Here is a 25480-nt window from a genome sequence, read left to right on the forward strand (position 1 = left end):
AATTAAAATCTTGTTAAATAAAAATGATTGATATTAAAATTATTAGCCAAAATCTTGAATTATTAAAACAAGCATTAGTTGCTAGAAATTATTCAGAAACTAAAGCTACAGAAATTGTTAATGCTTATGAAACATTAATTAAACAAAGAAGTGATTTAATGTCTGAGCAACAAAAATTGCAAAACCTGCTAAATCAAAATTCTAAATTGATTGGTCAGTATATGCAACAAAAGAAAGATACTACCAAATTATTAGCAGAAATTCAGCAAGTAAAAACAACTCTTGCTGAATTAACTCAGCAAGTGAGTGATGTTCAAAAAACTTTAGAAGAATTACTTTATAGTACACCAAATATCCCTGCTAACAATGTTCCTGTTGGAAGCAATGAAGTTGATAATGTTGTTTTGGAACAAGAGTGAGATCTAGATTTTGAAATTAATAAAAAAATTTTACCTCATTATGAAATTGGTTTAAAGCTAGGGATTTTAGATTTTGAAAGAGCAGCCAAAATTTCTGGTAGTAGATTTGTTATTTATAAAAATGATGGAGCTAGACTTGTGCGAGCACTTGCTAATTTTATGCTTGATACCCATGTTGCTAATGGATATACTGAATTGGTTGTTCCAACGATTGTCAAAGAACAAACGCTATATGGAACTGGTCAACTACCAAAATTTGGCGAAGATTCTTATCAAGTTAAAAATAGTGACTTGTGATTAATTGCAACTTCAGAAATTCCAATTACTAACTATCACAATGATGAAATTATTGATTTATCTCAACCCTTAAAATTTACTGGTTATACACGTTGTTACCGCTCAGAAGCAGGTTCTGGTGGGCGCGATACTAAAGGTTTAATTCGTTTGCATGAATTTCATAAGGTGGAAATTGTAAAAATCACTTCTCAAAAAGATGCGGAATCACAATATTTTCAAGCTGTTGAAGATGCAGCTAATATTTTAAGAAAATTACAAATCCCTTTTCAAAAAGTTTTATTATGCACCGGGGATTTGGGGTTTAGCTCGCAAAAAACAATTGATTTAGAATTGTGAATGCCTTCAGAAAATAAATATCGTGAAACTTCATCAATTTCTTTATTTGGAGATTTCCAAGCACGTCGTGCCAAAATTAGATACCGTGATGAAAATAAAAAAACTCATTACGCTTATACCATTAATGGTTCAGGATTAGCAATTGATCGAGTAATTGCAGCAATTTTAGAAATTTATCAAAATGAAGATGGAACAATTACTATTCCAAAAATTTTAAGACCTTACATGAATGGTCAAACAAAAATTGGTTAAATCAAAAAAAATCTTTTTGCTAAAAAATACTAGTGAAAAGATTTTTTTATCAATGCGATTTTTATTTAATAAAATTTCTTTTTTAAACTTGTTTATAATTTAAAAATGTAAATTAAATTATCAATTTATTATTAAGAAAGGTTTATAAATATGTTTAAAAAACACAAGATTTTTAAAGCATTAGCAACTGTTTCTGCAGTTACTATTCCAGTAGTAGCTGTTGCTTGTGCAGCTCCAGCAGAAAATCAGCCAGTTCAAGATCCAACAAAATTTAGTGATTTACCAGGTGCAGAAAGAGGTAGAATTTTTGATAACTTCCGTTATTATAATTCTAATTTATGATATTCATTTTCTGCTGAAAAAGATGCAATGACATTAACAGCTTATCAAGGAGCTAAGGTTTCCTATGATGCAATGAAAAAACAAACTGATACATTTGACTTTAATGCAGTAAGTGTTGTAAAAGATGCTAATGGCAAAATTACAAGCATATCAGTGAAAAACCCAACTTCTGGCAAGGCGGTTCCTGTTGTATGGATGGATTTAGATGAAACCGTTGTTAATAATTACAAATTTCAGAATTATATTTTATTAAATGATAAAAAATATAATTCTGAAATATGAAATCAATTTGTTAATGATAAACAATCAACAGAATTACCAGGAGCTTTTGATTTCATTAGGTACGTTTGATCAAATGGTGGAGTGGTCATATTTAACTCAAACCGTGATTTAGAAAAAACTAAAGAAGCTACAAAACAAAACTTAATTGACTTAGGACTTGAAGCTGCTTTGTTGCCGGATTGAGTATTTTGAATGCAAGGTGTAGATGAAACTAAAGAGCAGCCTTGGGCACATATTAAAAAAGATGATAAAGGTAAAGTAATTAAAACTAACAAAGAAGTTCGAGCTAATGTGATGAACGAAAAAACTCAAGGATTTAATTTAGATACTAATGGCGCAAATGCTGTAGTCCTAAAAACAATTATGCGAGTTGGAGATAACTTTGATGATTTTAACGACAATGCTTCACACGGAAAATTAAATACACAAAGAGTAAGTATTTTAAACAAAGACTTAAAACAACTTTTCGGTAACACAAATACAAGTGTTAAAGGTGTTAAATTTAACAAACAAGGTGAAAAATCTGCAACTAATTGATCAGAGTCATACATTTTTATCGGTGGTAATGCTAGTTACGGCGGGTGAGAGCCAGGTTTAATGATAGATTATTTTAAGAAATCAGGAGAAGAAAAGCAAAGATTACTTAATGAATTACTAGAAACTTTTGCCTGAGTACCATCAAAACCAGTAAACTAGGGTAAAACTAAAATTATTGGAATCTCTAATTAAATTTGGCGATTTTTTTATTAATTTATTTACAAAAATTCAGAATTTATAGTTATTTTATAATTGAATAAAAAATATTATTTTTTAGAAAATATTTTCCTTATTGTGAATTTTTTAAATGTTTTAATTAAAAATTAATAAAAAATGCAAATATATTTTTACTAAGATGATTAATTCAAAATAGTAAATGTAATTTAGTATTTTTTAATTTTCAATAATATACATTGTTCTTAGACTAATTTAATAATTAATTTTATAAAAATTAAGATTATAAAATTAACAAAATATATTATAATTTTAGGCAAGTGGACATGAAAAATTTTTTTTACTATTTTAGTTTTAAAAAAGAGAAACTTTAGCGGTCATTTTTCATGTTCGCTTTTTTTATTATTTTTTTAGAAAATTAAAAAAAATTCGGGGGTACAAAATGAATTTAAAATGAAGGAACATTTTAACAAAATCTGCAATTGCAGCTTTGCCATTAGCTTCAATGGCTTTAGTAGCATGTAATAATGTGGACTATACACAAGATAAAAAAATGGTGTTTGCATCTACAACTACATCCACTAAAGAGGCACTAAAAACAATTATTAAAAAATATAATGAAGAGCATAAAGAAAAAACAGGACTTACTTGAGAAATTCAAGATATTCCGAATGGTTATAGAGGAGCAGCTGATCTTTTAAACAAATCATTACCTGTTGGTGATACTGATTCATTGTTTAACTTAACATTAAATTACCCTTCATTATTAGCAATCTTGCAAAAATACAAATATGAATTAGCTTTTCCAAAAGACAAAGTTGATTTAGAAAAATATTTTTCACCCAACTTTTTAGAGGGTAACAACAACATTGCTGGTGGTGAAAATGGGACACAATGAGCAGTTCCTATGTTTCGTTCAACAGAAATGTTAGCAATTAATGGAGCATTATTTGGCTTTATTGTAGATAATGCAGTTACATCAGATGGAGCAAAATTAAAAGATACAGAAAAAGATTTTTGAAATAAATTAATTGCAGCATCAAAATCAGACAAAGAATTTGTTTCTAAAATTTTAGGTACTTACAATTCAACAACTGAAGGTTTAAAAAATTATGAATTTAAATTAGAAGATTTACAAACTTATGATGGACTTGTGAATTTATCATTAAGAATTCATAAAGCATATCCTAATTTTTTAGCTAAAAAAGAAGGGTTAGGAGATAAAGGACGTGGGAAGGCTGTTTTAGGGATTGATGCTTTAGCAGGCGCATTCTACACAAGTTCCTTTGCTTCTGTTAATGCAGACTATAAAAAATGATTATTTAGTAAGGGGGCAAACAACCTTTTAAACTATCGCTCATTGTTATGAGATCCAGAATCAGAACAAGCTAAATTAATGAAGGATACATATGAAGTGTTTAGTCCATTACTTAAAGAGGGAATACTTTATGTAAAAGAGGGTGGAGCTTATACATCCAACCATGCTAAAAAACATCAAGTAATATTTACAATTGGGTCAACTGCAGGTTATTCAAAATCTTTTTTTGAAAGTGACAAATCTAAAGACATGGCGACTGTAAAATTACCAGGTGATAAGGTTGTTGATTTAGAAATTGAATCAATTGCATGATACATTAATAAACCAGTAGAAAAAGATTTAAAAGATTTAACTGAAGAACAAAAAAATAATGTAATTGCTACTGCTAAATCTGGTAAACATACAAATTACATTTATAAATTTGGATATAGTGGAGCTTTTAAAAATAAAAAATACGATTTTGTAGCAGACTCTAAGGAAACTGAAGATGCCATTTTAGCAAGCTTAAATACTCCTAACACAACAAACTTTGGAATTGTAGCTGAAAAAATCGATGATTTAGGTGACAACTTTAAACTTACATTATCTTCTGAAAAAAATAAAAGCAAAAATTTTGTATTTATACCAAGAGATAAGTTTGAAATTACTGTATTTTCTAGTTCAGAATTATTAAATGAAAATGAATTTTTTGTAATCAACCCACCACAAAAAACAAAAGCAAGCAACGAATTTAATGTACAAATGTTGCAAGGTCCTTCATTAATAGCTTTAAATGCTGGTGAAGAAGAAAATGAAGAAACATTTAAATTTACTAAATGATTTTTAGAACAAAAAAGAGATTGACAATGAGAAGATAGAAACAAGAAAAAAATTGAATATAAAAACTTAACAGCAGCAGAGTTATATGCTAAAGTAGGTAATTACATTCTTCCTACAGCAGAAAATATCGCAGCATCAAAAGGTAAAAAACAAACAAACCCAGCACTTGATATGACATTAAATGTTTTAGAAAATGTTCAATCTGGAGCAGTTAAACCTTTCGAAGACCCGGTAGATAGTAAATCAGGTAAATTTAGAGAAGTTTTAGATACAACTTTCCACACAATGACTAATAAAAAAGCTGATGAAAAAACATACGAAACATTTATAGAAGACTTTACACGTACATTAGGAACTACATTTAGATAATGAATTTAAACAAAAAAAGAAAAGTTAAACGTTTATTAACTTTTTCTTTATATCCTTTTTTAGTCGCTGGTGTAATAGCTTGTAGTCAATCTATAAGCCCTGAAAATATTGAAAAAAAAGATATTAATAAATTCGATTTTATAAAAATGGCTGAAGGCAAAGAATGAGGCGAAGGAGAAATTGTTCGTTGAAAAGATGGAGATACTCCAGAAGTGAAATATAGTAAACCTGGTTCAGAAGTTAAAGAAAAAGCTTCAATTAGAATTATGTTTTTAGACACACCTGAAAAATTTAGTGGCTCAAAACCAACTACTGGTTTAGAAAATACATGAGCTAATGCTGCAACAAATTTTGCTGAAAAATTATTACCTCCCGGATCAAAAATAAGAATTATTTTTACTGGTGATAAATCATACGATAGACTTGTTGGAGAAATTTTTTATGGAAAGGATTTTTCTAAAAGTTTTTCTGTTTCAATGGTTGAGAACGGATACTCATTGCCGCAACTTTCTACTGCACAAAAAGGATTAGCTTATGTTGAAAATAGCGTAAGTGGCAATCTGTTGAAACCTCTTGCTTTAGCAATGGAATATGCTTACAGAACCATGTCTGGTTTATGATCATTAAAAAAAGATAATAGTAGTATTAGCTTTTTACGCGATGTATTTAAAGAGCATGGTGCTCCGATCGTTTCTTTTAGTTATTTTATTTATAAAGGGCATCGTTATTCACAACCTGAAGATAATGTTTGAGCAGAGTTAGACTTCATTAAAGAACTAGCAGAAAAGAAACAAAAAAAAGAAGCACAAAAAGTAAAAAAAGGTGATAGTTAATGAGCTTATATAAACTAAAAAAACATTTTCTTTCTAGCGAAACGAAACAACAATATTTAGAAGAGCTAAGTAAAATTAAAAAATTCAGTAACGAAAGATATGTTGCCTTAAAAAATTACTCACATATTGAGCTAAAAAATCTTGTTGTGGATTTTGGTGAAACATTAGCCATTAATAATATTAATGCTAAATTTGAAAAGGGGCAATTGATAACATTATTAGGTCCTTCAGGTTGTGGAAAAACAACAACATTGAATGCTATTGCTGGTTTATTAACTCCAACAAGCGGACAAATTTTTTTCATGGGAAAAGATATTACTAAGAAAGATCCTAAAAATAGAAATTTAGGACTTGTTTTTCAAAATTATGCTTTATACCCTCATTTAAGTGTTTATGAAAACATTGCTTTCCCCTTAAGAAATGACCAAAATTGAAAAAGGCAAGTTACTCAAAAAACCTTATTCAATTTAATGAAAAAAAATTCTCTAATTTTTCAATCTAATGGAGCTACAAAATTAGAAATTGAAAAATACAATAGTTTATTTTATACATATATCGATATACCAGAAGAACTAGAATTTCATGCTAGTGAAATTGAATCAGAACTCTATGAAAATTTAAATAGCTTACTAACAAAAAAACAAATGAATAAAGTTCATAAAACGGCTTATTTAGCCAAAATTAGCTCATTATATTTAAAATACAAAAAAGATTCTCAAGGTTTTGCTAAAGAATTGCAAAATGTTGTTCAAAAATTTGAGTTTTTTGACCATGTTCCCGAATTAGAACAAGAAGTTAATAGCTTTATTGCAAATCCAGATAATACAAAAATTGCTATTTATAAAAAAGTAGAAAAATTAATTAAAGAAAATTCTAAATTAAGTGCCAAAACATTAAATGAAAAAATCAAAGATGAAAAAAACAAAATTAAAGCTGATGAACTTTTTGTAAAATTGAAAAAAACAAAACAAAAAATGGAATTTTTACCAGAAATAGCTAAAGAAAATTATCATAATTATCAAAAAGAATTAATAAAAAAATATACCTTGAAATTAGAAAATTTAAATAATGATCAGATTAAACAAATTCAAGAATATGAAAAAAATATTCTTTCAATCCCCGAATGAATTAATCGTGAAGTTTTGGATGTTGCTGCTAGAGTTGAAATTACAAAAAATTTACAAAAAAAACCTACACAACTATCAGGCGGTCAACAACAAAGGGTTGCTATTGCCAGAGCCATTGTTAGAAAGCCGAAAATTTTATTAATGGATGAGCCATTGTCAAACTTAGATGCAAAATTAAGATTGCAAACACGTAAATGAATTAGAAAAATTCAATCAGAACTAAAAATTACTACAATTTTTGTTACTCACGATCAGGAAGAGGCGATGTCAATTTCTGATAGCGTTGTCTGTATGTCTGAGGGTTTAATTCAACAAGTAGGCAGTCCAATTGAGTTATATAATAATCCTGCAAATCTTTTTGTAGCTAGATTTTTAGGGATGCCAGAAATGACAATTTTTGATGCAGAAATCAAAGATAAAAAATTAATTTGAAATGATAAGATCTTAGCTACAAATATTCCTTACAAAAATTCATTAGTAAAAATTGGAGTTCGTGGAGAACACTTACAAGAATCTTTAAAAAAGAAATTAATTGAAGGAAAAATTCAAAGTGTTGAGTATTTAGGAAAAGAAATTTTAGCTTCAATATTTGTTGAAAAAATTGGTAGCATGAATGTATTTTTAAAAAACAAGCAAAAATATGAAATTGATGAGTTAGTAACATTAGACATTCCTCAAGAAAAAATTTATATTTTCAATAGCGAAGGGGATAGAATTTTATAATGATACGAAATTGGCTTATTAGTTTTAAAACTAAAAATTCAAATCAAGATTTAAATATACTAAGTAAAAAAATACCATTTTGAAAACCTTTTTTATTTTTGATGCCTTTTTTACTTGTAATTTTAATTTTTACAATTATTCCTTTTGGACTTTCACTTGAAAAATCTTTTGCACCAGGGCAAGATATAGAATCAGTTGGCAAAGATACTTGAGGTATACAAGCTTATCAAGCAGTAGCTGAAGATGAAAATTTTCAAGTATCAATTAGAAATTCAATTCTATACGGATTAATTAGCCTACCAATAACTTTGCTTATTGCTTTATTAATTTCTTCAGCAATAGCCCATGTGCATAGAAAATTTGCTAGAGGTTTTTGACAAACTGTTTTTTTCTTACCATATGTAACTAATAGCATCGCAATTGCAACTGCTTTTTTATACTTTTTTGATTCATCAATTGGAATCATTAATTCCATTACTGGTTATGAAACAAAATGATTAAATAGCGGTAACTATAATACATTTAATGCTTTAACTGTTACTTTAGCACACGGAATTTGAAGTCATTTACCTTTTCAAATTCTTTTGCTTGTGACAGCGATGCTATCTGTTGACAAAACGTTATATAAAGCAGCTTCTATTGATGGGGCATCCAACTTTAAACAATTTATAAGAATTACACTGCCTTCAATTAAAAGAACATTGAATTTATTAATAACATTGGCAATAATTGGTGGTATAAAAGTTTTCCCATTAGCCTTGTTTGAAACAAAGCCAGAAAAAGCAATGCAAAATGGTGGAGCCACAATTATGATTTATATTTATGATGCAATTAAGCAAGGTAACTATTCAATTGCTGGTGCAGCTACAATTATTATGTTTTTAATTGGTATTTTATTTTCAATTGTTCTAAAAAGTGCAATAGCGCTTACACTAAAATTCACAAAATGATGAGGGGAGAAACGTGTTTACAACAAGATTAAGAATTCAACAAAAGTTTCAAAAAATCTTTTTAGCAAAAAATACAGAAAAAGTTTTATCTAGTGTTCGTGATTATACTTTCTGAAGTTTTTTCAAAGATATAACCTGAAAAGCGATAATTTTACTATTTTTTGCAGCAATTATATTTTTCCCATTTTACATAATGCTTGTTATTGCTTTTTCAAGTAATGAACACTTATTTGATAGTGCTAGCACGGAAGCAACATGATGATTCACTGGTTTTAATTTTGATAACTTACAAAAAGCTTTTAATGACGGTTATATTACAGCACTAGGAAACTCAGTTGCAGTAACTGTAGTATCGGTTGTATTTAAAATTTTCTTCACAATGTTTTTTGGATATGCTTTTTCATTAAAGAAATGAAGATTTAAAAAAATATTATGAGCTCTTTTTTTAACAATCTTAATTCTTCCTGATAGTGCTTTAATTTTAGGGCAATTTAGAATCGTAGTTGTTTTAGGATGAAGAAAAACAGGGGCAACAATGTTTATGTCATTATTTGCGCCTTATATGGCTTCAGTAATTAATGGATTTATGTATCGTAATGCTTTTGAGCAAATTCCTGATCGCGTTAAAGAAGCAGCTATGGTTGATGGTTGTTCTGAATTAAAATACATGATGAAAGTTGCTATTCCAATGGTATCACCTACAACTTGAACTGTTTTAATCTTAACTTCTTTTGCAGCATGAAATTCATTCTTATGACCTTTAATTATTAATGGACCAAAAGTTATTAACGTTTGAGCTTTTGAAATTGGAATGAATAATAGTGACGATACTCAAATTAATATTGAGTACGGAACTAAAATGGCTGGGTCATTATTAGCCATTTTACCAATGTTTATTGCCTTCTTTGCATTTAGGAAAAGAATCATGACAGCTATATCTAAACAAGGAAAAGCAATTAAGGGGTAAAATATGTGAGACAAAATTAAAAATAAACTTTACCAAAAATACACAAAGTTTTTTGGAGTAAAAAGTTGAATATTTTCTTTCTTTATTGTTATCATCGGTTTAGTTGCTACTGGAATAATGATTTGAAGTCTTTTTACAATAGTCCAATATATGGTTTCCCATGGCTCAATTTCATTATGAGTTTTATAGTTAAAAGTTACTTTAATGTAACTTTTTTTATGTCGTTTAAATCTGCTTTGAAAAAATAATTAAAGATTATGATGAACTAAAAAAATTTAAATAAAATTTATATGGTGTAATTTCTGATTTGAAATCATATTGTATAAGTTTTTAAAATTAATAAAAGTTTCCTGCATAACTCCAACAAATCCAATTGCTTTCATTTAAATTAAAACAAAAAAATAAATCACAAAAAAATAAACTTGTTTCATATTGGGACGTACTGCATTTTTAAATTTTTTAAAGATTACTTTTTTTGTCCAAGTTTAGATAAATTGTTTTTATTTTTCATTATTAGATAATAAAAATTGACAAAAAAATAATTTTTGCTTAACAATAAACTTTAATTTCAAAAAATTTATTTTTTAAGTTAAATATCTAATGTTTTTTTATATGTTAAAATTTAAAGCAACTAATAATGTTATAAGTTTCAAATCTTAATTTATTGGGGTTAAAAATGAACTTCTAAATTAAGTCAAAATTTAAATAAAATAAGTTCATTAAAAATATTAAAAATTTTTAGAAGGAGTTTTTTATGAATTTAAAAAATAGAAAACACAATTTTTTTACTTTAAAAAAATTAGCATTAGCTGGATTGTTTGTAACTCCATTAGTTGCCACAACAACTTTAGTGGCTGCTTTTAACCAATCTGGGTGAGCACACACCATATCTCTTCAAAAAAAATATGTTAATGAGTATGATAAATTATCTGTTGATGCCAAAAAATATTATGAGCAAAAATTAGATGATTTATTGGAAATCAAATATAGAACATCAAGAGATTTTAATATTGCTCTAACAAGAGTGGTTGTTGAAGCTAGAAAATTAAATGATTCATTCGCTGAATTACAAAAAACATTTCAAGCATATCGATCATTAATTGGATCTCAAAAATACAATTCATCAACTAATAAAAAAGAGCAAGATGAAAAAGTATTCAAAGCTTTAGAAGCTGTTTTATTGGATACAAAACGCCCAATAAGAGAAGCGAATTCATTGTGAAGACCAGCTGATGGATTATTAAAAAGCTGATATCACATTAGGGAATTAAAATTAAGAGCAAATATAAATGCTGAAAAAGTAAAAAAATCCATTGATGAAATTAAGACAGCTCAGTCTGGATTAAATGGAAATACAGAAAAAAAATACAAAGTTAATGCAGCAAAAGCGATTGCAGAAATTCAAACTTTAGAATACTTAAGCGCAATAGCAAAATTAACATTCCAAAGACAATTAGAAGCACTAGAAAGAAACACTGATTTATCGAACCAACAATTAAGATCAGAAGAAACTAGAATTACAAAAACTGCAAAAGATTTAAATGCTTCTTTTGACAAATTAGAAAAAGCTTTTTATGATTATAGACATTTATTAATCATGGGTACTGTTGATTATGTTAAAGCAAGCAATAAAAAAGAACAAGATGGAAAAGTCTTTAGAGCAGTAGAATCTGTCCTAATGGATACAAAACGTCAAGGTTCTCAATCATTATCTATATCAAAACCAACTGATGGTTTAATGACAAAAACATATAATATTAGTGATTTAAAATTTAGAGCTAATGTGACATCTAATGATGTTGAAAAAGCTATTCTAGAGATTAGTAAGGCAAAATATGATTTAGACGGTATGGCCAGTTCTGTTTTATATATTCCAAACTTTAAAATTGAAAGCCTAACAAAACAAGTTCATAGCTATTCACATTTATCACTAAACGCTAAAAACTGATTTGTAAGCGCAATTAGAAGGGTTACTGGAAATACAAATACGCTAGAATATAAAACCAAAATTTTTACAATTATGTTAAAAGTACAAAGACTAAATGATTCTTTTGAAAAATTACAAAAAGCTTATCACGAATACAGAGATATCGTTAAAGCAAGAAATTATCCTAATGCTAATGTTTTTAAAAAATATGACGAAATGGTATTTAAAGCATTAGAATCTGTATTAAAAGATGAGGGCCGTAGCGGCGAAGAAGAAAAAACACTTTGAAGACCAGCTGATGGATTATTAAAAAGCTGATACCACATTAGAGATTTAAAATTTAGAGCCAACATTAATGTAGCGGATGTTTATTTAGCAATTGAAAAAATTAATGAAACTAAAAAAGCTACAGCTAATGCATACTCAAGATAAATAAATTCAATTTATATCTATAACATAGATCTATTATGATGCACCCCAAAAGTTTGATAAAAACTAAGAGGTGTATTTTTTTATGTTAAAAATGACAAACAACAAAAGTTTTTCATTAAAAAAAATAAAAATCTAAAATATCAAAAAATAACTGGATTTTTTAAAAATGCAAAAAAATATCGATTAGATTAGATAAAAATAACCCCTGTTGAATTTAGGGGTTATTAAAATATCTAAAATGTAATGTTTAACTTTTTGAGGTTAGTGTAAATAATTTTTTATTATTTAATTTTAATTATTTGTTATTGTTATTATCAGTTTTCAAAATTGCTAAAAAGGCTTCTTGTGGAACTTCAACAGATCCAATTGCTTTCATTCGTTTTTTTCCTTCTTTTTGTTTTTTTAATAATTTTTGCCTTCTGGTAACATCACCACCATACAATTTAGCGGTCACATCCTTTCGATAAGCTTTAATGGTTTCTCTAGCGATAACTTTGGAACCAATAACGGCTTGTACCGGCACTTCAAATGATTGTCTTGGAATTACTTCTTTCAATTTTTCAGTTAATTCTCGACCACGATTGTATGCAAAATCACGGTGAGTAATGATTGATAAAGCATCAACTTTTTGGCCATTTAGTAAAATATCTAATTTTACTAATTTAGACTCTCTGTAACCAACCACATCATATTCAAACGATGCAAAACCTTTTGAGATTGATTTTAGTTTATCAAAAAAAACAAAAATCGTTTCCACAAGCGGTAATTCATAAACTAATCTTCTTCGTTCTTTGTCAATAAATTCTAGGTCAACATAAACTCCTCGTTTATTTTGACATAAATCCATTACAGCTCCCACAAATTTTTCCGGTAATAAAATTGAAGCACGAATGTAAGGTTCTTCAATTTTTTGAATAAATGTTGGGTCAGGAAATAAAGAAGGGTTCGAAATTACTTCTATACTACCATCGGTTTTATGAACATGAAATTCAACAGAAGGTGCTGTAGCAATTAAGTCAATATTAAATTCCCGCTCTAAACGTTCTTGTAAAATTTCCATATGCAGCATCCCTAAAAATCCAATTCTATAACCAAAACCTAAAGCCTTTGAATTTTCTGGTTCAAAAGTTATTGATGAATCTGATAAAGAAATTTTTTCAAGCGCTTCTTTTAATAAATCATAATTTTTACTATCAACTGGATAAAATCCAGTGTAAACAACTGGTTTTAATTTTTTATACCCGGGTAGGGGCTCACTAGCTGGATTGGTCTCTAGAGTGATTGTATCACCGACAGAAACATCCTTAGCATCACGAATCGAAGCGGCGATCCACCCTACTTCACCAGCTTCTAAATAATCTTTTTTCAATTCTGCTGGTGTTCTTACTCCAAGTTCAACAACATGAAATTTTTTACCCGAAGACATAAAAATAAATTTATCTCCCAGGCCAATTTTGCCTTGCTTAATTCTTACTAATAAAACAACACCCCGATAAGCATCAAAATAAGAGTCAAACACTAGCGCTTTTAAGGGAGCGTCATTATTAGCATCGATTGGAGCTGGAATCCGATTAACAACCGCTTCAAGCACTGCTTCAATATTTTGCCCTGTTTTAGCAGAAACTAAAACTGCATCATCGGCTGGGATTCCAATTACATTTTCAATTTCTTTTTTAATTTTTTCTGGATCAGCAGATGGTAGATCAACTTTATTAATTACAGGAATAATCTCCAAATTATTTTCAATTGCTAAGTAAACATTTGCTAGGGTTTGTGCTTCTATTCCCTGAGTAGCATCGACCAAAAGCAAAGCCCCTTCTGTTGCTGCTAATGACCGCGAAACTTCATAAGTAAAATCAACATGTCCCGGTGTATCAATAAGATGAAATAAATAGTCTTTATATTTTAATTGAACAGCATTTAATTTAATCGTAATTCCTCGTTCTTGTTCTAAATCCATAGAATCTAAATGCTGTGAATTTAACTCACGAGCACTTACAGCATTAGTTTTTTCTAAGATTCGATCAGCAAGAGTAGATTTACCGTGATCAATGTGTGCAATAATACAAAAATTTCGAATTTTGCTCTTTTCCATATGTTGCTATATTATATTAGAATATAGCAATTTTTATGATAATTCATTTTTTGTAACCAATTTTTTATTACAAAAAAATTTTAAAAAATTTTAAGCTTTTTTAGAAAAAACAACAATATTTAAAGAAAATAAAAAGTGTTGTTTTCTCTAAAAAAATATTTAATAAAGTAATTTTTATTTTGAAAATATCCATTAAAAAATTACTAAATAGCAGGAATTATGATGTTTTAATCTGCAATTTTCTTTATTTACATTAATATCAACATTATTTTTATGTGTTAAAATTTAAGCAACTAATATGAAAGTTGAAAAATACTTAATTTATTAGCTAAAATAAATGAACATTGAGTTTAGCTATAAATTCATGGCAAGTTCATTAAAATAAAAAAATTTGAAAAGGAGTTTTTTATGAATTTTAAAAATAAAAAACAAAAATTATTTAATTTTAAAAAATTAGCTATGTCAGCATTATTTGTTGCTCCAATACTTTCATCAGGAGTTTTAATTGCAGCTTCTGATAACGGAACATGGAAAGCTGGTGAAACATTAGCTAGCTGAATTAACAATCCATCAAATGAAATTAACTTTTTAACAAGTAAACAAAAAAGTGAATTAATACGTCACAAAAATAAAAATAATATTTCAAAAGCCGAAATAAAGCAACTAGATATTATTACTAAAAAAATCTACGACACATACAACGAAATGAATGGTTGAATAATTTATCCTTCAACAAAATTGGCAAATGGTTACTTCAATGCTTCACAACCACTTAAAGAAGAATGAGATTATCAAAAAACATCAATTGTTTCATTACTTGAATCTGGTGTTATAGATATGCCTCAACTTTTAAACAAACTTGCATCACTTTATGAAGCATGAAATAAATTAAATGGATTAACAAATGATTTATTTTCATTAGTTAATGAACAAGCTAATTTATCAAGAAATCAAAAATCTGCATTATATAAAGAATTAACATCAATTGATAAGTCAAAGCATTCAAATAATAAAGATAATCTTAATAAGAATTTTCTAAATAAAGTTAATGAACAAAAAGAAAAAATTTTAGAGCTAAACAAAGCTGTTGGAGAATTAAAAGCTTTAGTTAGAGAATATTCAAACAAAAGAACTTCAAAAAGATATACTACATCAACTCAAGCTAGAAAAAATGCTTACAATAACGCATTGGATAACGCATCAAAAACATTAAAAACTACAAATTTAAAAGAAGTTAAAAATTTGAAAAATCAAATTTTGTATACTTACATAAAACTTGATGGTTTTGCAAAACTTCAAAGTAGTGTTAATAGTTTAGAAGCAAAAATTAATAGTGCTGATAAATTATCAGAAGCTGCTAAAAGCGAGTTTGTTAATAAACTAGCAGCATTAGTTGAAAAAGGTCAAACAAAAGATGCCGCTCTTACAACAGAAGTTGAAAAATTCACAACCGAGCTACAAGAATTAAATAATTCTTTTGGGAAACTACAAAAAGCATTTCAAGATTATAGATCAGTAGTTGGAAAAGAAAAATACAACAAATCAACTAATAAAAATGAACAAGATGAAAAAGTGTTTAAAGCATTGGAATCAGTTTTATTAGACACAAAACGTTTTGGAAATGAAGAAAAAACACTTTGAAGACCTAATGATAGATTATTAAAAACTTGATACCACATTAGAGAATTGAAATTTAGAGCTGGTGTTACAGTTAGTGATGTAGATGCCTCAATTGCAAAAATTAATGCTGCTAAAGCAGGTTTAGATGGTAATGTTGGTCCTAGATATAGTGTTGATGTTAGCAAATTAGAAAAAGAAATTAATGCATTATCTTATTTATCAGCTGGAGCTAAAGCGGATTTTGTAAAAGAATTAAAAGCTCTATCAAAAAGAAATGATTTAGATAACTCAGAACTAAAATCTGAAGAAGCTAAAATTTTAAAAAATGCCAATGACTTAAATGCTTCATTTGTTAAATTACAAGAAACATATTTAGGTTACAGATCATTACTTAATACCGATGCTTATCGTTGAGCTTCAAATAAAAAACAACAAGATGAAAATGTGTTCAAAGCATTAGAAGCTGTTTTATTAGACACAAAACGTCACGGTGAAGAAGCAAAAACATTATGAAAGCCTGCAGATAAATTATTAAAAACTTGATACCACATTAGTGAATTAAAACTAAGAGCTGGTGTTACAGTTAGTGATGTAAATAATTCAATTGCTAAAATTAGAAAAGCTGGTGAAAGTTTAGACGGAGAACAAGTTTTAGAATTAGGTATTGAAACTTACTCTGTAGATTACTTAAGAAAAACAATCCATAGTTTTTCATATCTATCAAGTAGTGCAAAAAATTCTTTCACAATGGAAGTTAGAAGAGTATATGATGGACCTGGTGAGTTAAATTACCAAGATAATGGTGCTTTAGAGCTTATGCAAAAAATTTATTCAATTGCATTAGAAGCTAAAAAATTAAATGATTCTTTCGGAAAATTACAAAAAGCATTTCAAGATTATAGAGATACAACTAGATCACAAGTTATGAATTCTGTAGATGGGCTTCGTGCACAAGACGAAAATGTGTTTAAAGCATTAGAATCAGTTTTATTAGACACAAAACGTCATGGAAATGCAGAAAAAACTCTTTGAAGACCTAATGATGGATTATTAAAAACTTGATACCACATTAGAGAATTGAAATTTAGAGCTGGTGTTACTGTAGATAATGTTGAAAAAGCAATTGAAGAAATTCAAAATGCTAAAAAAACATTAATGAATTAAGATTTAGAATACTAAATTTTCAAAAAGTTTAACCAAAGATTAATGTTATAAAAATACTCACTTATTTTAGTAGGTGAGTATTTTTTTGCCAAAAATTAACTAAAACAATAATTTTTTTAAAATGTTCTTAGCTTTAATTTTAAATAAATTTAAGTATAAAGTGTCAAAAAAGAAAGACTATTTCTAAAATTTGTAATTTCTTTGCAATCTCGGCTTTTATATTGTTTAAAATGCTAAAATCAAATCAGCTAATAAGTAAATATTAGCTAAAAACAAAATTAAAAAAAATAACAAATTGAAGACACAAATTTTTAAAAAGGAATTATGAAAATTACAAAATACAAAATTAAAAAAATTGCTTTTAGTGCAATGATGACTGTGCCAATGTTTGTACCAGCAATTTTAATGTCGGCTACAACAGAAAATGAAAGTTGGCAATTCGGAGAAACTGTAGAAAATTGAATTTATAATCCCCGAAATAATATAAAAGGATTAAATCAATATCAGAAAGTTTTACTAAATCAAAAAAATACTAATGAAGTTTCAAAAGCTGAAATTAAAAAGTTAGATAATCTTATGTATGAACTTGCTGAGCAATATTATGGAATGAATGCTGCTTTAATTTATAAAACAATTAAATTTTCTTCTAATTATCACAATAGTGATAAACAAGAATTAAAAAGAAAATGAATTAGTTTAAGACCAGAATATACAACATTTTTAATTACCACAAAAACATTAGATACAAAAATAATTAAAAACAAATTAACTAAAATTTACACAATTTGAAATCAATTTGAGGGTTTGGCAAAAATATTTAAAGCACGTGTGGATGAAAAAAGATTTTTAAATTCAGCACAAAAAGAAAATTTAAAAAATGAAATTGATAATATTGACGCCGCTAAAAGAATTACCACAAGCAATCAAGTAAATGATACATATTTAGAAAAATTGCAAAAACACGAAAGCAAAGTAAATAATTTAAATGCCGGAATTGAAGAATTGCAATTATTGATTAATGAATATACAATGAAAACTTTATTATGAAAATACTGAAATTCAACACAAGCAAAAAAAGAAGCTTTTATGGATGCTTTAAAAAAAGCAAAGGTTGAGCAGCAATTTTATAACCACACAGAACCTGAAAAAATTGCACTTTTAAAAAAACAACTTTTAAAAGCATATTATGAATTAGATGCATATCCACCTGAAATCAAGGATGAGTTTAATTTAAAGGAAAAACTAATTGCTGATTTCTTTTATTTATCAGTAGAAGCAAAATTTCAATTCACTAAACAACTTAATGATCTAGCCACTTCCATAACCAATCCAAAAACTTTTAAAAAGGAAAGTGATTGACTTATTAATCAAATTAGTAATATCAATAAAGCTTTTGCAAGTTTGAAAAATTCTGTTGTGGTATTTAAAATGCAATTATTTAGTGAACGCGCTCAAAATGTAACTAATAATGTAGAGCAAGAAGAAAAAGTTTATCAAGCTTTAGATTCAGTGCTTCTAGATCCTCATTGCAGAAAAAGCAAAACTAACACAATTAGAAGACCTGCAAATGGAATGCATATAGATTTTGATATTTCACATCTAAAATTTAAACCTGGTGTTGACTATTGAAAAATAATAGGAGCTGTTAGAAAAATTGATTCAGCAGGTTGAGCATTAATTTTATAAAAACTTAATTTATCATTTTAAACTACAATTAACACCTCAAATTTTTTTGAGGTGTTTTTCATTAAAATGTAAAAAAAATTAACTCTTTTTCAAAATCTACATTTTGAAAAAAATAAATTATTGATAAAATGATCATATGTATAAGCACAAAGAAATTGAAAAAAAATGACAGCAAATTTGAGAAGAAACAGAAGCATTTAAAACAACCGATAAATATAATAAGAAATTTTATGTTCTTGATATGTTTCCTTATCCTTCGGGTGCCGGATTACATGTCGGCCATCCCCAAGGATATACTGCAACAGATATTATTGCAAGATATAAAAGATTAAATGGCTTTGATGTCTTGCACCCGATTGGGTGGGATGCTTTTGGATTACCTGCAGAACAATATGCTTTAAATACAGGAAATCAACCACATGATTTTACCCAGAAAAATATTCCTAATTTTCGTAGGCAATTAAAAGCATTAGGTTTTTCTTTTGACCCTAAAAAAGAAGTTGACACTACAGATCCAAAATATTACAAATGAACGCAATGAATTTTTAAAAAATTGTATGAACAAGGATTAGCGGAAATTAAAGAAATTGATGTTAACTGGTGTCCGGAATTAGGAACTGTTTTAGCTAATGAAGAAGTGTTAACTGATGAAAATGGCAACAAAGTGAGTGAACGTGGTGGATTCCCTGTTTTTAAAAAACCAATGAAGCAGTGAGTTTTAAAAATTACTGCATATGCTGATAAATTATTAGAAGGTTTGGAAGAAGTTGATTTTCCAGAATCACTAAAAAGTTTGCAAAGTAATTGAATCGGCAAAAGTGAAGGTGCTAAAATTAAATTTACAGTTGTAAAACAAGATTTAATTTTAGAAGTTTTTACAACTCGTGCTGACACTATATTTGGAGCTGAATTTATCGCAATTGCTCCTGATCACCCATTAATTAAAAATTTGGTAACTCCAGAACAAGAAGAAAAATTTACAGAATTTTTAAAAAAATACCAAAACTTATCTGATCGTGATCGTTTAGCAAATAATAAAGATAAAGAAGGCGTTTTTACAGGAAGTTATGCAATTAATCCCATAACTCAAAAACAAATGCCAATCTGAGCTGTAAATTATGTTTTTAAAGATTATGGAACTGGCATTGTTATGGCTGTTCCAGCTCATGATGAACGTGATTTTGATTTAGCGCAAAAATATGATTTACCAATTAAACAAGTAATAAAAACAAATCAACCCTTACCATACACTGGTGATGGAATTCATTATGATTCAGAATTTATTGACGGTTTAAAAATTGCTGAAGCTAATAAAAAAGTTATTGAAGTATTAGCAACTAAAAAATTATGTGAAGTCATTAATGTTTATAAATTACGTGATTGAATTTTTTCAAGACAAAGATATTGAGGAGAGCCATTCCCAGTTTTATTTGATGAAGCTGGAAATGTTGAACTAGTTGAAGAATTAGTTGAATTACCACATATGGAAAAAATCGCCCCTTCAGGAAGTGGCGAATCGCCTTTGGCAAACAATCATCAATGAGTAAATGTAGAAATTAATGGCAAAAAATATCGCCGCGAAACTAATACCATGCCACAATGAGCTGGTAGCTCATGGTATTACCTTGCTTATATTATGAAAAATGATGATGGGAGTTATTTAGACTTAGATTCACCTGAAGCATATACTCGTTTTCAAAAATGATTACCAGTTGATTTATACATCGGTGGGCAGGAACATGCTGTATTGCACTTGTTATACGCTCGTTTTTGACACAAAGTATTATTTGATTTAAAATGTGTCCCAACATCAGAACCATTTTATAAAATTGTTAATCAAGGAATGATTTTAGGAACTGATAATCAGAAAATGTCTAAATCCAAGGGTAATGTAATTAACCCTGATGATATTGTTGAGGAATTAGGGGCTGATACATTAAGAGTCTATGAAATGTTCATGGGCCCACTTACAGAAACTAAATCTTGAAGCGTTGAATCTATTAAAGGAATTAAAAAGTGATTAGATAGAGTGTGAAATTTATATAACACAGTTTTAAATAATTCTGCAATTTTGCAACCAACTGCAAAATGAAGTTCTGAATTTGAGTTTGTATGACACAACACTATCAAAGAAGTAACACAATTAATTGAAGATTTAAAATTCAATGTTGCAATTAGTAAATTAATGGTTTTTGTAAATAATCTATATAAAGTAGAAGCTTTTGTAAATTATCAACCACTAATTGATTTAGCAATTTTATTGTCACCATTTGCTCCTCACTTAGCTGAAGAATTTTTAGCAATGTTAAATCAAAAGCAAATTAAATCTCAACAATGACCAAAATATGATTCCACAAAAACACAAAGCCAAACTGCAATTATTGCAGTTCAAGTTAATGGAAAATTACGTGGCACATTAGAAGCTAACATTAATAATGAAGATGCTGCAAATCTTGAAGCTGCAAAAGCAATCCCTAATGTTGCAAAACACTTAGAAACAGCTAAAAATGTGATTAAAAAAACAATTTATATTAAAAATAAAATAATTAATTTTATTATTTAAAATTTTTAAATATAATATTTAAAAATTTATTTAATTTAATTAAATTTACAAAACATATATATGAAATACAAAGGAAAAAATGTCAAATTTTGTAAACGCTACAAGCATGATTGCAGATGCTTTTAAAAATAAATATGCGGTTCCGCATATTAATATTAATAATTTAGAATGAGCCAAGGTTGTTTTAACAACTGCACAAAAATATCAATCACCCATTATTATTGCAACTTCAGAAGGTGCAATTAAATACATGGGGGGAGTCGATGTTGTTGTAGGGATGGTAGCTGGTTTAGTGAAAGACCAAAACATTACTGTTCCTGTTGCATTACACCTAGATCACGGATCTTATGAAGGGTGTTTAAAAGCAATTGAGGCAGGCTACAGTTCAGTTATGTATGATGGTTCGCATGAAAGCTTTGCTGTGAATTATGAAAATACTAAAAAATTAGTAGAATTAGCAAAAACTAAAAACGTTTCAGTAGAAGCTGAAGTTGGAACTATCGGCGGGGAAGAAGATGGAATCGTTGGTAACGGTGATATCGCCGATCCTGAAGAAGCCAAAAAAATGGCTGGACTAGGAATTAGCATGCTGGCCGCTGGAATCGGAAATATTCACGGTCCTTACCCAGAATCATGAAAAACATTAGATTTTGATGCGTTAAATAAAATTCGTGAAGCTGCCGGAATTGGGCTTGTATTACATGGAGGTTCAGGGATTCCTAAAGACCAAATCGCTAAAGCTATTTCATTAGGAATTTCAAAAATTAATATTAATACTGAATTGCAACAAGCTAATGCTAAAGCTATCTGAGATTATGTTGAATCAGGTGAAGCTAAAAAAGGTAAAAACTTTGATCCTAGAAAATTATATGCCCCAGGAACAGCCGCTATGGAAGAGGTTGTAAAAGAAAAAATCTTTGAGCTAGGTTCAAATAATAAAGCTTAAGATTCTAAAATTCAAAATCGTTAGTAGCTAACGATTTTTTTATTATTTTTTTTAGAGAAACCCAACTTTAATAAGCACAACACACTTTTGAGCATTAAGAAAATGCTATTTTTAAACAATTTTTATAAATTAAATTTTAGTAAAAGTGAATTTATATTTATTTTTTCAATCAAAAAATAACTTTTTTAAAAAAATGTGAAAATTTTTTTATTAAAAAGCCTGTTTTTTAGCGATATATAAATGGGTAAGAAGTTAAACCCAGTGAAAAATAACTAATCATTAAGTTAGCTTAATAATTATTTTAAAATTATTATTTTATTTATGAAATGAGGAAAATGCAAACTACTCTCACTTTTAATTCAGTGCAATGAAATTTTGAGTTAATCAAACGTTTTCAAGGTGCAACATTAGAAAACTTAACAAGTTACACTTATTGTGGGCCGGAAAAACACAATAAGGTCTCTATCACCAGAATTGGTGAATTACATGTTTTTAACCCCTTAAATCAATCACAAGGAGCTAAGTAAATATATGAGTGATAATAATTTTCAACAAACTGAAGATGATACATTATCATCTTATACCCGCGAAAGCTATTCAATGTTTAAAGCTGTTCTCAAAATTTTATTTCAAAAAATTGCTTTAGATATTATTTGAAAGTTAATTATTTTTTTAAACTTACTTAAAGATGGCTTATATTGAATAAAAGACAAAGTCATGGGTAAAAAATAACTTAATCTAAATTTCTAATAATTTTTAAAATAAAAACAAGCTTGCAATTTCAATTAAGCTTGTTTTTATAATAATATTTTGTTTAGCGTTTACTCTTATCATAAATTTGACCAGCAGCTTTGGGTCCTTTTGAGTATTTTGAAAAAGCTGCAAGGAAGAAAATTGGTAATAAGTAAGGAATGATTTGCATTAACTCACCAACGTTTTGTCTAAATCATTGTAACTCTGCAACTGTGGTAAATGATACATCAGCAGAGAACTTATATATAAATGCAAAAACAAAAGAGATTACAACGATGTAAATAGTTTTTCATTGTCCCATAATCATAACAGCAAGCGCTAAGAACCCAAGTCCAGCAACTCCTCCACCAAATGCAATTCCAACAAAATTTCCATAAACAGCGCCAGCTAATCCAGATAGGAAACCAGAGATGCTAATTCCAATAAATTTCATGCGGTTAACATTAATTCCGGCTGCGTCAGAAGCTTGTGGATTTTCTCCAACTGAACGATATCTCAAACCGTATTTTGTTTTGTTTAAAAAGATTCAAGCTGCAATTGCAACAACAATTAAAATTAATGTTTTTAATGAAAAAATATTTTTTCAAGCTTCTAAACTGGGTATTTGTTGTTCTCAAGCTAACTCTGGTGTTGGATTAGAAAGTTTTTGAGCAGTACCTCATAAGTAAAGTACAAGAATTGCAATTCCTAATGCAAGCCCATTAATTGCAAACCCAGAAATAACGTGGTCAGCTTTAAATTTAACAGTCACAAGCGCAAAAAATCACGAAAATATCATAGCCATGATTGCAGCAAGTGGAAATAATAAAACTTGCAATCACGCAGAAGGCATATATGGATATAACTGCTGTCCAAACAAATTATAAAATACTGCCCCTATAATCATCATACCATTAATACCAATATTAACAATTCCGACTTTTTCACTGAATGCACCAGCTAATCCTGCTAACGATAAAATAATTGCTATTACAAAAAGTCCAACTACTAGTGTAACTCAGAATTCCGCCATTATTTAGTCGCTCCTTTCTTTGTTAATGATTTTTTTATGTGCATTATAGGTATGTATAAATAATCTTTTTTTGTTTTTAATATTTCTATAAAAATTGTATTTTTAGCAATTTTATAACGATTTTTTAAATCTTTATTTAATGCTCTAAAACGACTATTTACATTTTTTCTTGCAAAGTATTTTAATTCTACAAGCTTTTCATTAAACTCTTTTTTTGCTTTAGAAGCTTCTTCATATAATTCTAATTTTTCCTCATTAGATAATGTTTTCAACTTTTTAAAGTCAATTAAATTTTTCATTTGTTTTTTAATAGCTTTTGTTTGTGTTTTATTTGCTTTTACTTCTTGATTTGCTTTTACCAAAGATTTTTTATATTCGAATAAAAGTTGTTTACGGTTCAATATATATCTTTTCAATAAATTTCAATAGCTTTTTTGAGTATATAAAATCATATATTTTCTTAATAAATGCATCGGCTTAAATTTAACAAATACAACGGATAAGGCGATAACATAAATTACAATACCTAACATAATGTTGATGTTACCTTCGTGCATTCTTTCATCGATAAATTTAGCTTGCGGCAGTCCAACTTCAATAATTGTATAAAAAACTGAGCTTAATAGAATTCCAATTGGTGAGTTAAATGCTAATAAAGAAATAGCAATACTATTAAAACCTAAAATCAAGGGTTCAGAAGCTACAGCATAAGTTCCGTTGTAAATGATATAAAATAATCATCCAGCTAAACCTGATAATGCTCCCGAAAATGTTAATGTTGCTAATGTAGTTAATTTTTGATTAACCCCAGCATATTTAGCGGCATCTTGATTTAATCCGGTTGCTTTAATTTTGTATCCTAAAGTAGTTTTTTGTAAAACAATTCAAATAAGAAAAGCAAAAATTACTGAAAAAATAACAATGTAAATTCAAATATTGTTATAACTTAATTCAGATGGTAAATCTAAAGATCTTGAAGCATCTCCTGTTGAGTTTGCAAAAGGAGAGGATGCTCTAAAAACATATCTCCCAATGTAAACAACAACTCAGTTTAGCAGTAATGTAGAAATAACTTCATGAACATTAAAAAAAGCTTTAAATATTGCCGCAAATAATGCTAGCCCAGCTCCTAATAAAATTGATATTATTATCGAAATAACGTAGTCAATTGCTTTTTGTTCAGATTGAAGTAAATAAACTACTGCAAAAATTCCTCCAAGCATCATTTGCCCAGGTATTCCGATATTGAAAAGCCCAACCTTAAAACCAATCCCAACAGCAATACCAATAACTACATAAACAGAAAACATCATTCCAAATTTTCCAGCATTAATTTTACTAAATGCTCCAGTAATGAAACCACTTAGGATTTCTCCGGAATTAAATCCCATAATAGCTAAAAAAATAGCAGTAATAATAACTCCAAAAACAATTGCTCAAAATGAACTATATAATTTTCTACGAGCAGTAATATTTTGGTTTAATCTAAAGTAAGATAAGCCTTTATCTAAATAATAATTTAATTTAGTTAACATTG

Annotated in this window: 18 protein-coding genes; 15 read left to right on the top strand and 3 right to left on the bottom strand. The window is 28.1% G+C overall.

Annotation, left to right across the window (positions count from 1 at the left end; genetic code table 4):
• Positions 1–23: 23 nt before the first annotated feature.
• The 9 genes from serS to ACW95P_RS02620 all read left to right on the top strand — a co-directional run bounded on the left by serS (position 24) and on the right by ACW95P_RS02620 (position 12104).
• Positions 24–1304 (top strand): serine--tRNA ligase, encoded by a 1281-nt coding sequence (serS, locus tag ACW95P_RS02580; protein WP_457961674.1) that lies wholly within the window; start codon positions 24–26, stop codon positions 1302–1304.
• A 150-nt stretch (positions 1305–1454) separates the two neighbouring features.
• Entirely contained in the window at positions 1455–2624 is a 1170-nt protein-coding gene (locus ACW95P_RS02585; protein WP_457961675.1) for an HAD family acid phosphatase, read from the top strand.
• Positions 2625–3081: 457 nt separating this feature from the next.
• On the top strand, positions 3082–5145 hold the full coding sequence (locus tag ACW95P_RS02590; protein WP_457961676.1) for a P68 family surface lipoprotein: 2064 nt from the start codon (positions 3082–3084) through the stop codon (positions 5143–5145).
• Positions 5145–5978 carry a thermonuclease family protein gene (locus ACW95P_RS02595; RefSeq protein ID WP_457961677.1) on the top strand — a complete coding sequence of 278 codons (834 nt, stop codon included), beginning with the start codon at positions 5145–5147 and terminating at the stop codon, positions 5976–5978. The genes ACW95P_RS02590 and ACW95P_RS02595 overlap by 1 nt, the downstream gene beginning before the upstream one ends.
• Complete coding sequence (locus ACW95P_RS02600; RefSeq protein ID WP_457961678.1) at positions 5978–7828, top strand: ATP-binding cassette domain-containing protein; 1851 nt, start codon at positions 5978–5980, stop codon at positions 7826–7828. Before ACW95P_RS02595 ends, ACW95P_RS02600 begins: the two co-directional genes overlap by 1 nt.
• The gene (locus tag ACW95P_RS02605; protein WP_457961679.1) at positions 7828–8871 is read left to right on the top strand and encodes a carbohydrate ABC transporter permease; all 1044 of its coding nucleotides are present in this window, start codon (positions 7828–7830) and stop codon (positions 8869–8871) included. Before ACW95P_RS02600 ends, ACW95P_RS02605 begins: the two co-directional genes overlap by 1 nt.
• Positions 8792–9745, top strand: a complete 954-nt coding sequence (locus ACW95P_RS02610) for a carbohydrate ABC transporter permease (protein ID WP_457961680.1) — start codon at positions 8792–8794, stop codon at positions 9743–9745. The genes ACW95P_RS02605 and ACW95P_RS02610 overlap by 80 nt, the downstream gene beginning before the upstream one ends.
• Positions 9746–9748: 3 nt before the next feature.
• Positions 9749–9934 carry a hypothetical protein gene (locus tag ACW95P_RS02615; protein WP_457961681.1) on the top strand — a complete coding sequence of 62 codons (186 nt, stop codon included), beginning with the start codon at positions 9749–9751 and terminating at the stop codon, positions 9932–9934.
• Positions 9935–10499: 565 nt separating this feature from the next.
• Entirely contained in the window at positions 10500–12104 is a 1605-nt protein-coding gene (locus ACW95P_RS02620) for a hypothetical protein (protein WP_457961682.1), read from the top strand.
• 295 nt (positions 12105–12399) lie between these two features.
• On the opposite strand, the gene lepA is transcribed toward ACW95P_RS02620, so the two are convergent.
• A complete protein-coding gene (gene lepA, locus ACW95P_RS02625) occupies positions 12400–14199 on the bottom strand; it encodes a translation elongation factor 4 (RefSeq protein ID WP_457961683.1) in 1800 nt (599 codons plus the stop codon).
• 408 nt (positions 14200–14607) lie between these two features.
• On the opposite strand from lepA, the gene ACW95P_RS02630 reads away from it, so the two are divergent.
• The 6 genes from ACW95P_RS02630 (at position 14608) to ACW95P_RS02655 (ending at position 22910) form a co-directional block, all read left to right on the top strand.
• Positions 14608–16983 (top strand): hypothetical protein, encoded by a 2376-nt coding sequence (locus tag ACW95P_RS02630; protein WP_457961684.1) that lies wholly within the window; start codon positions 14608–14610, stop codon positions 16981–16983.
• A gap of 324 nt (positions 16984–17307) precedes the next feature.
• A complete protein-coding gene (locus tag ACW95P_RS02635) occupies positions 17308–18669 on the top strand; it encodes a hypothetical protein (protein ID WP_457961685.1) in 1362 nt (453 codons plus the stop codon).
• Between the two features lie 136 nt (positions 18670–18805).
• Positions 18806–21232, top strand: a complete 2427-nt coding sequence (gene leuS, locus ACW95P_RS02640) for a leucine--tRNA ligase (protein WP_457961686.1) — start codon at positions 18806–18808, stop codon at positions 21230–21232.
• Positions 21233–21311: 79 nt separating this feature from the next.
• Positions 21312–22178 carry a class II fructose-1,6-bisphosphate aldolase gene (gene fba / locus ACW95P_RS02645; protein WP_457961687.1) on the top strand — a complete coding sequence of 289 codons (867 nt, stop codon included), beginning with the start codon at positions 21312–21314 and terminating at the stop codon, positions 22176–22178.
• Between the two features lie 335 nt (positions 22179–22513).
• Entirely contained in the window at positions 22514–22705 is a 192-nt protein-coding gene (locus tag ACW95P_RS02650; RefSeq protein ID WP_457961688.1) for a hypothetical protein, read from the top strand.
• 4 nt (positions 22706–22709) lie between these two features.
• Positions 22710–22910, top strand: coding sequence for a hypothetical protein (locus ACW95P_RS02655; protein ID WP_457961689.1), 201 nt, complete (start codon positions 22710–22712; stop codon positions 22908–22910).
• Positions 22911–22992: 82 nt separating this feature from the next.
• Here the strand turns inward: ACW95P_RS02655 and ACW95P_RS02660 are convergent, their stop codons facing one another.
• Both ACW95P_RS02660 and ACW95P_RS02665 read right to left on the bottom strand, forming a co-directional pair.
• Positions 22993–23943 carry an ABC transporter permease gene (locus tag ACW95P_RS02660; RefSeq protein ID WP_457961690.1) on the bottom strand — a complete coding sequence of 317 codons (951 nt, stop codon included), beginning with the start codon at positions 23941–23943 and terminating at the stop codon, positions 22993–22995.
• Complete coding sequence (locus ACW95P_RS02665; RefSeq protein WP_457961691.1) at positions 23943–25478, bottom strand: ABC transporter permease; 1536 nt, start codon at positions 25476–25478, stop codon at positions 23943–23945. The genes ACW95P_RS02660 and ACW95P_RS02665 overlap by 1 nt, the downstream gene beginning before the upstream one ends.
• Between the last annotated feature and the right edge of the window lie 2 nt (positions 25479–25480).

Source organism: Mycoplasma pogonae (assembly GCF_054170725.1).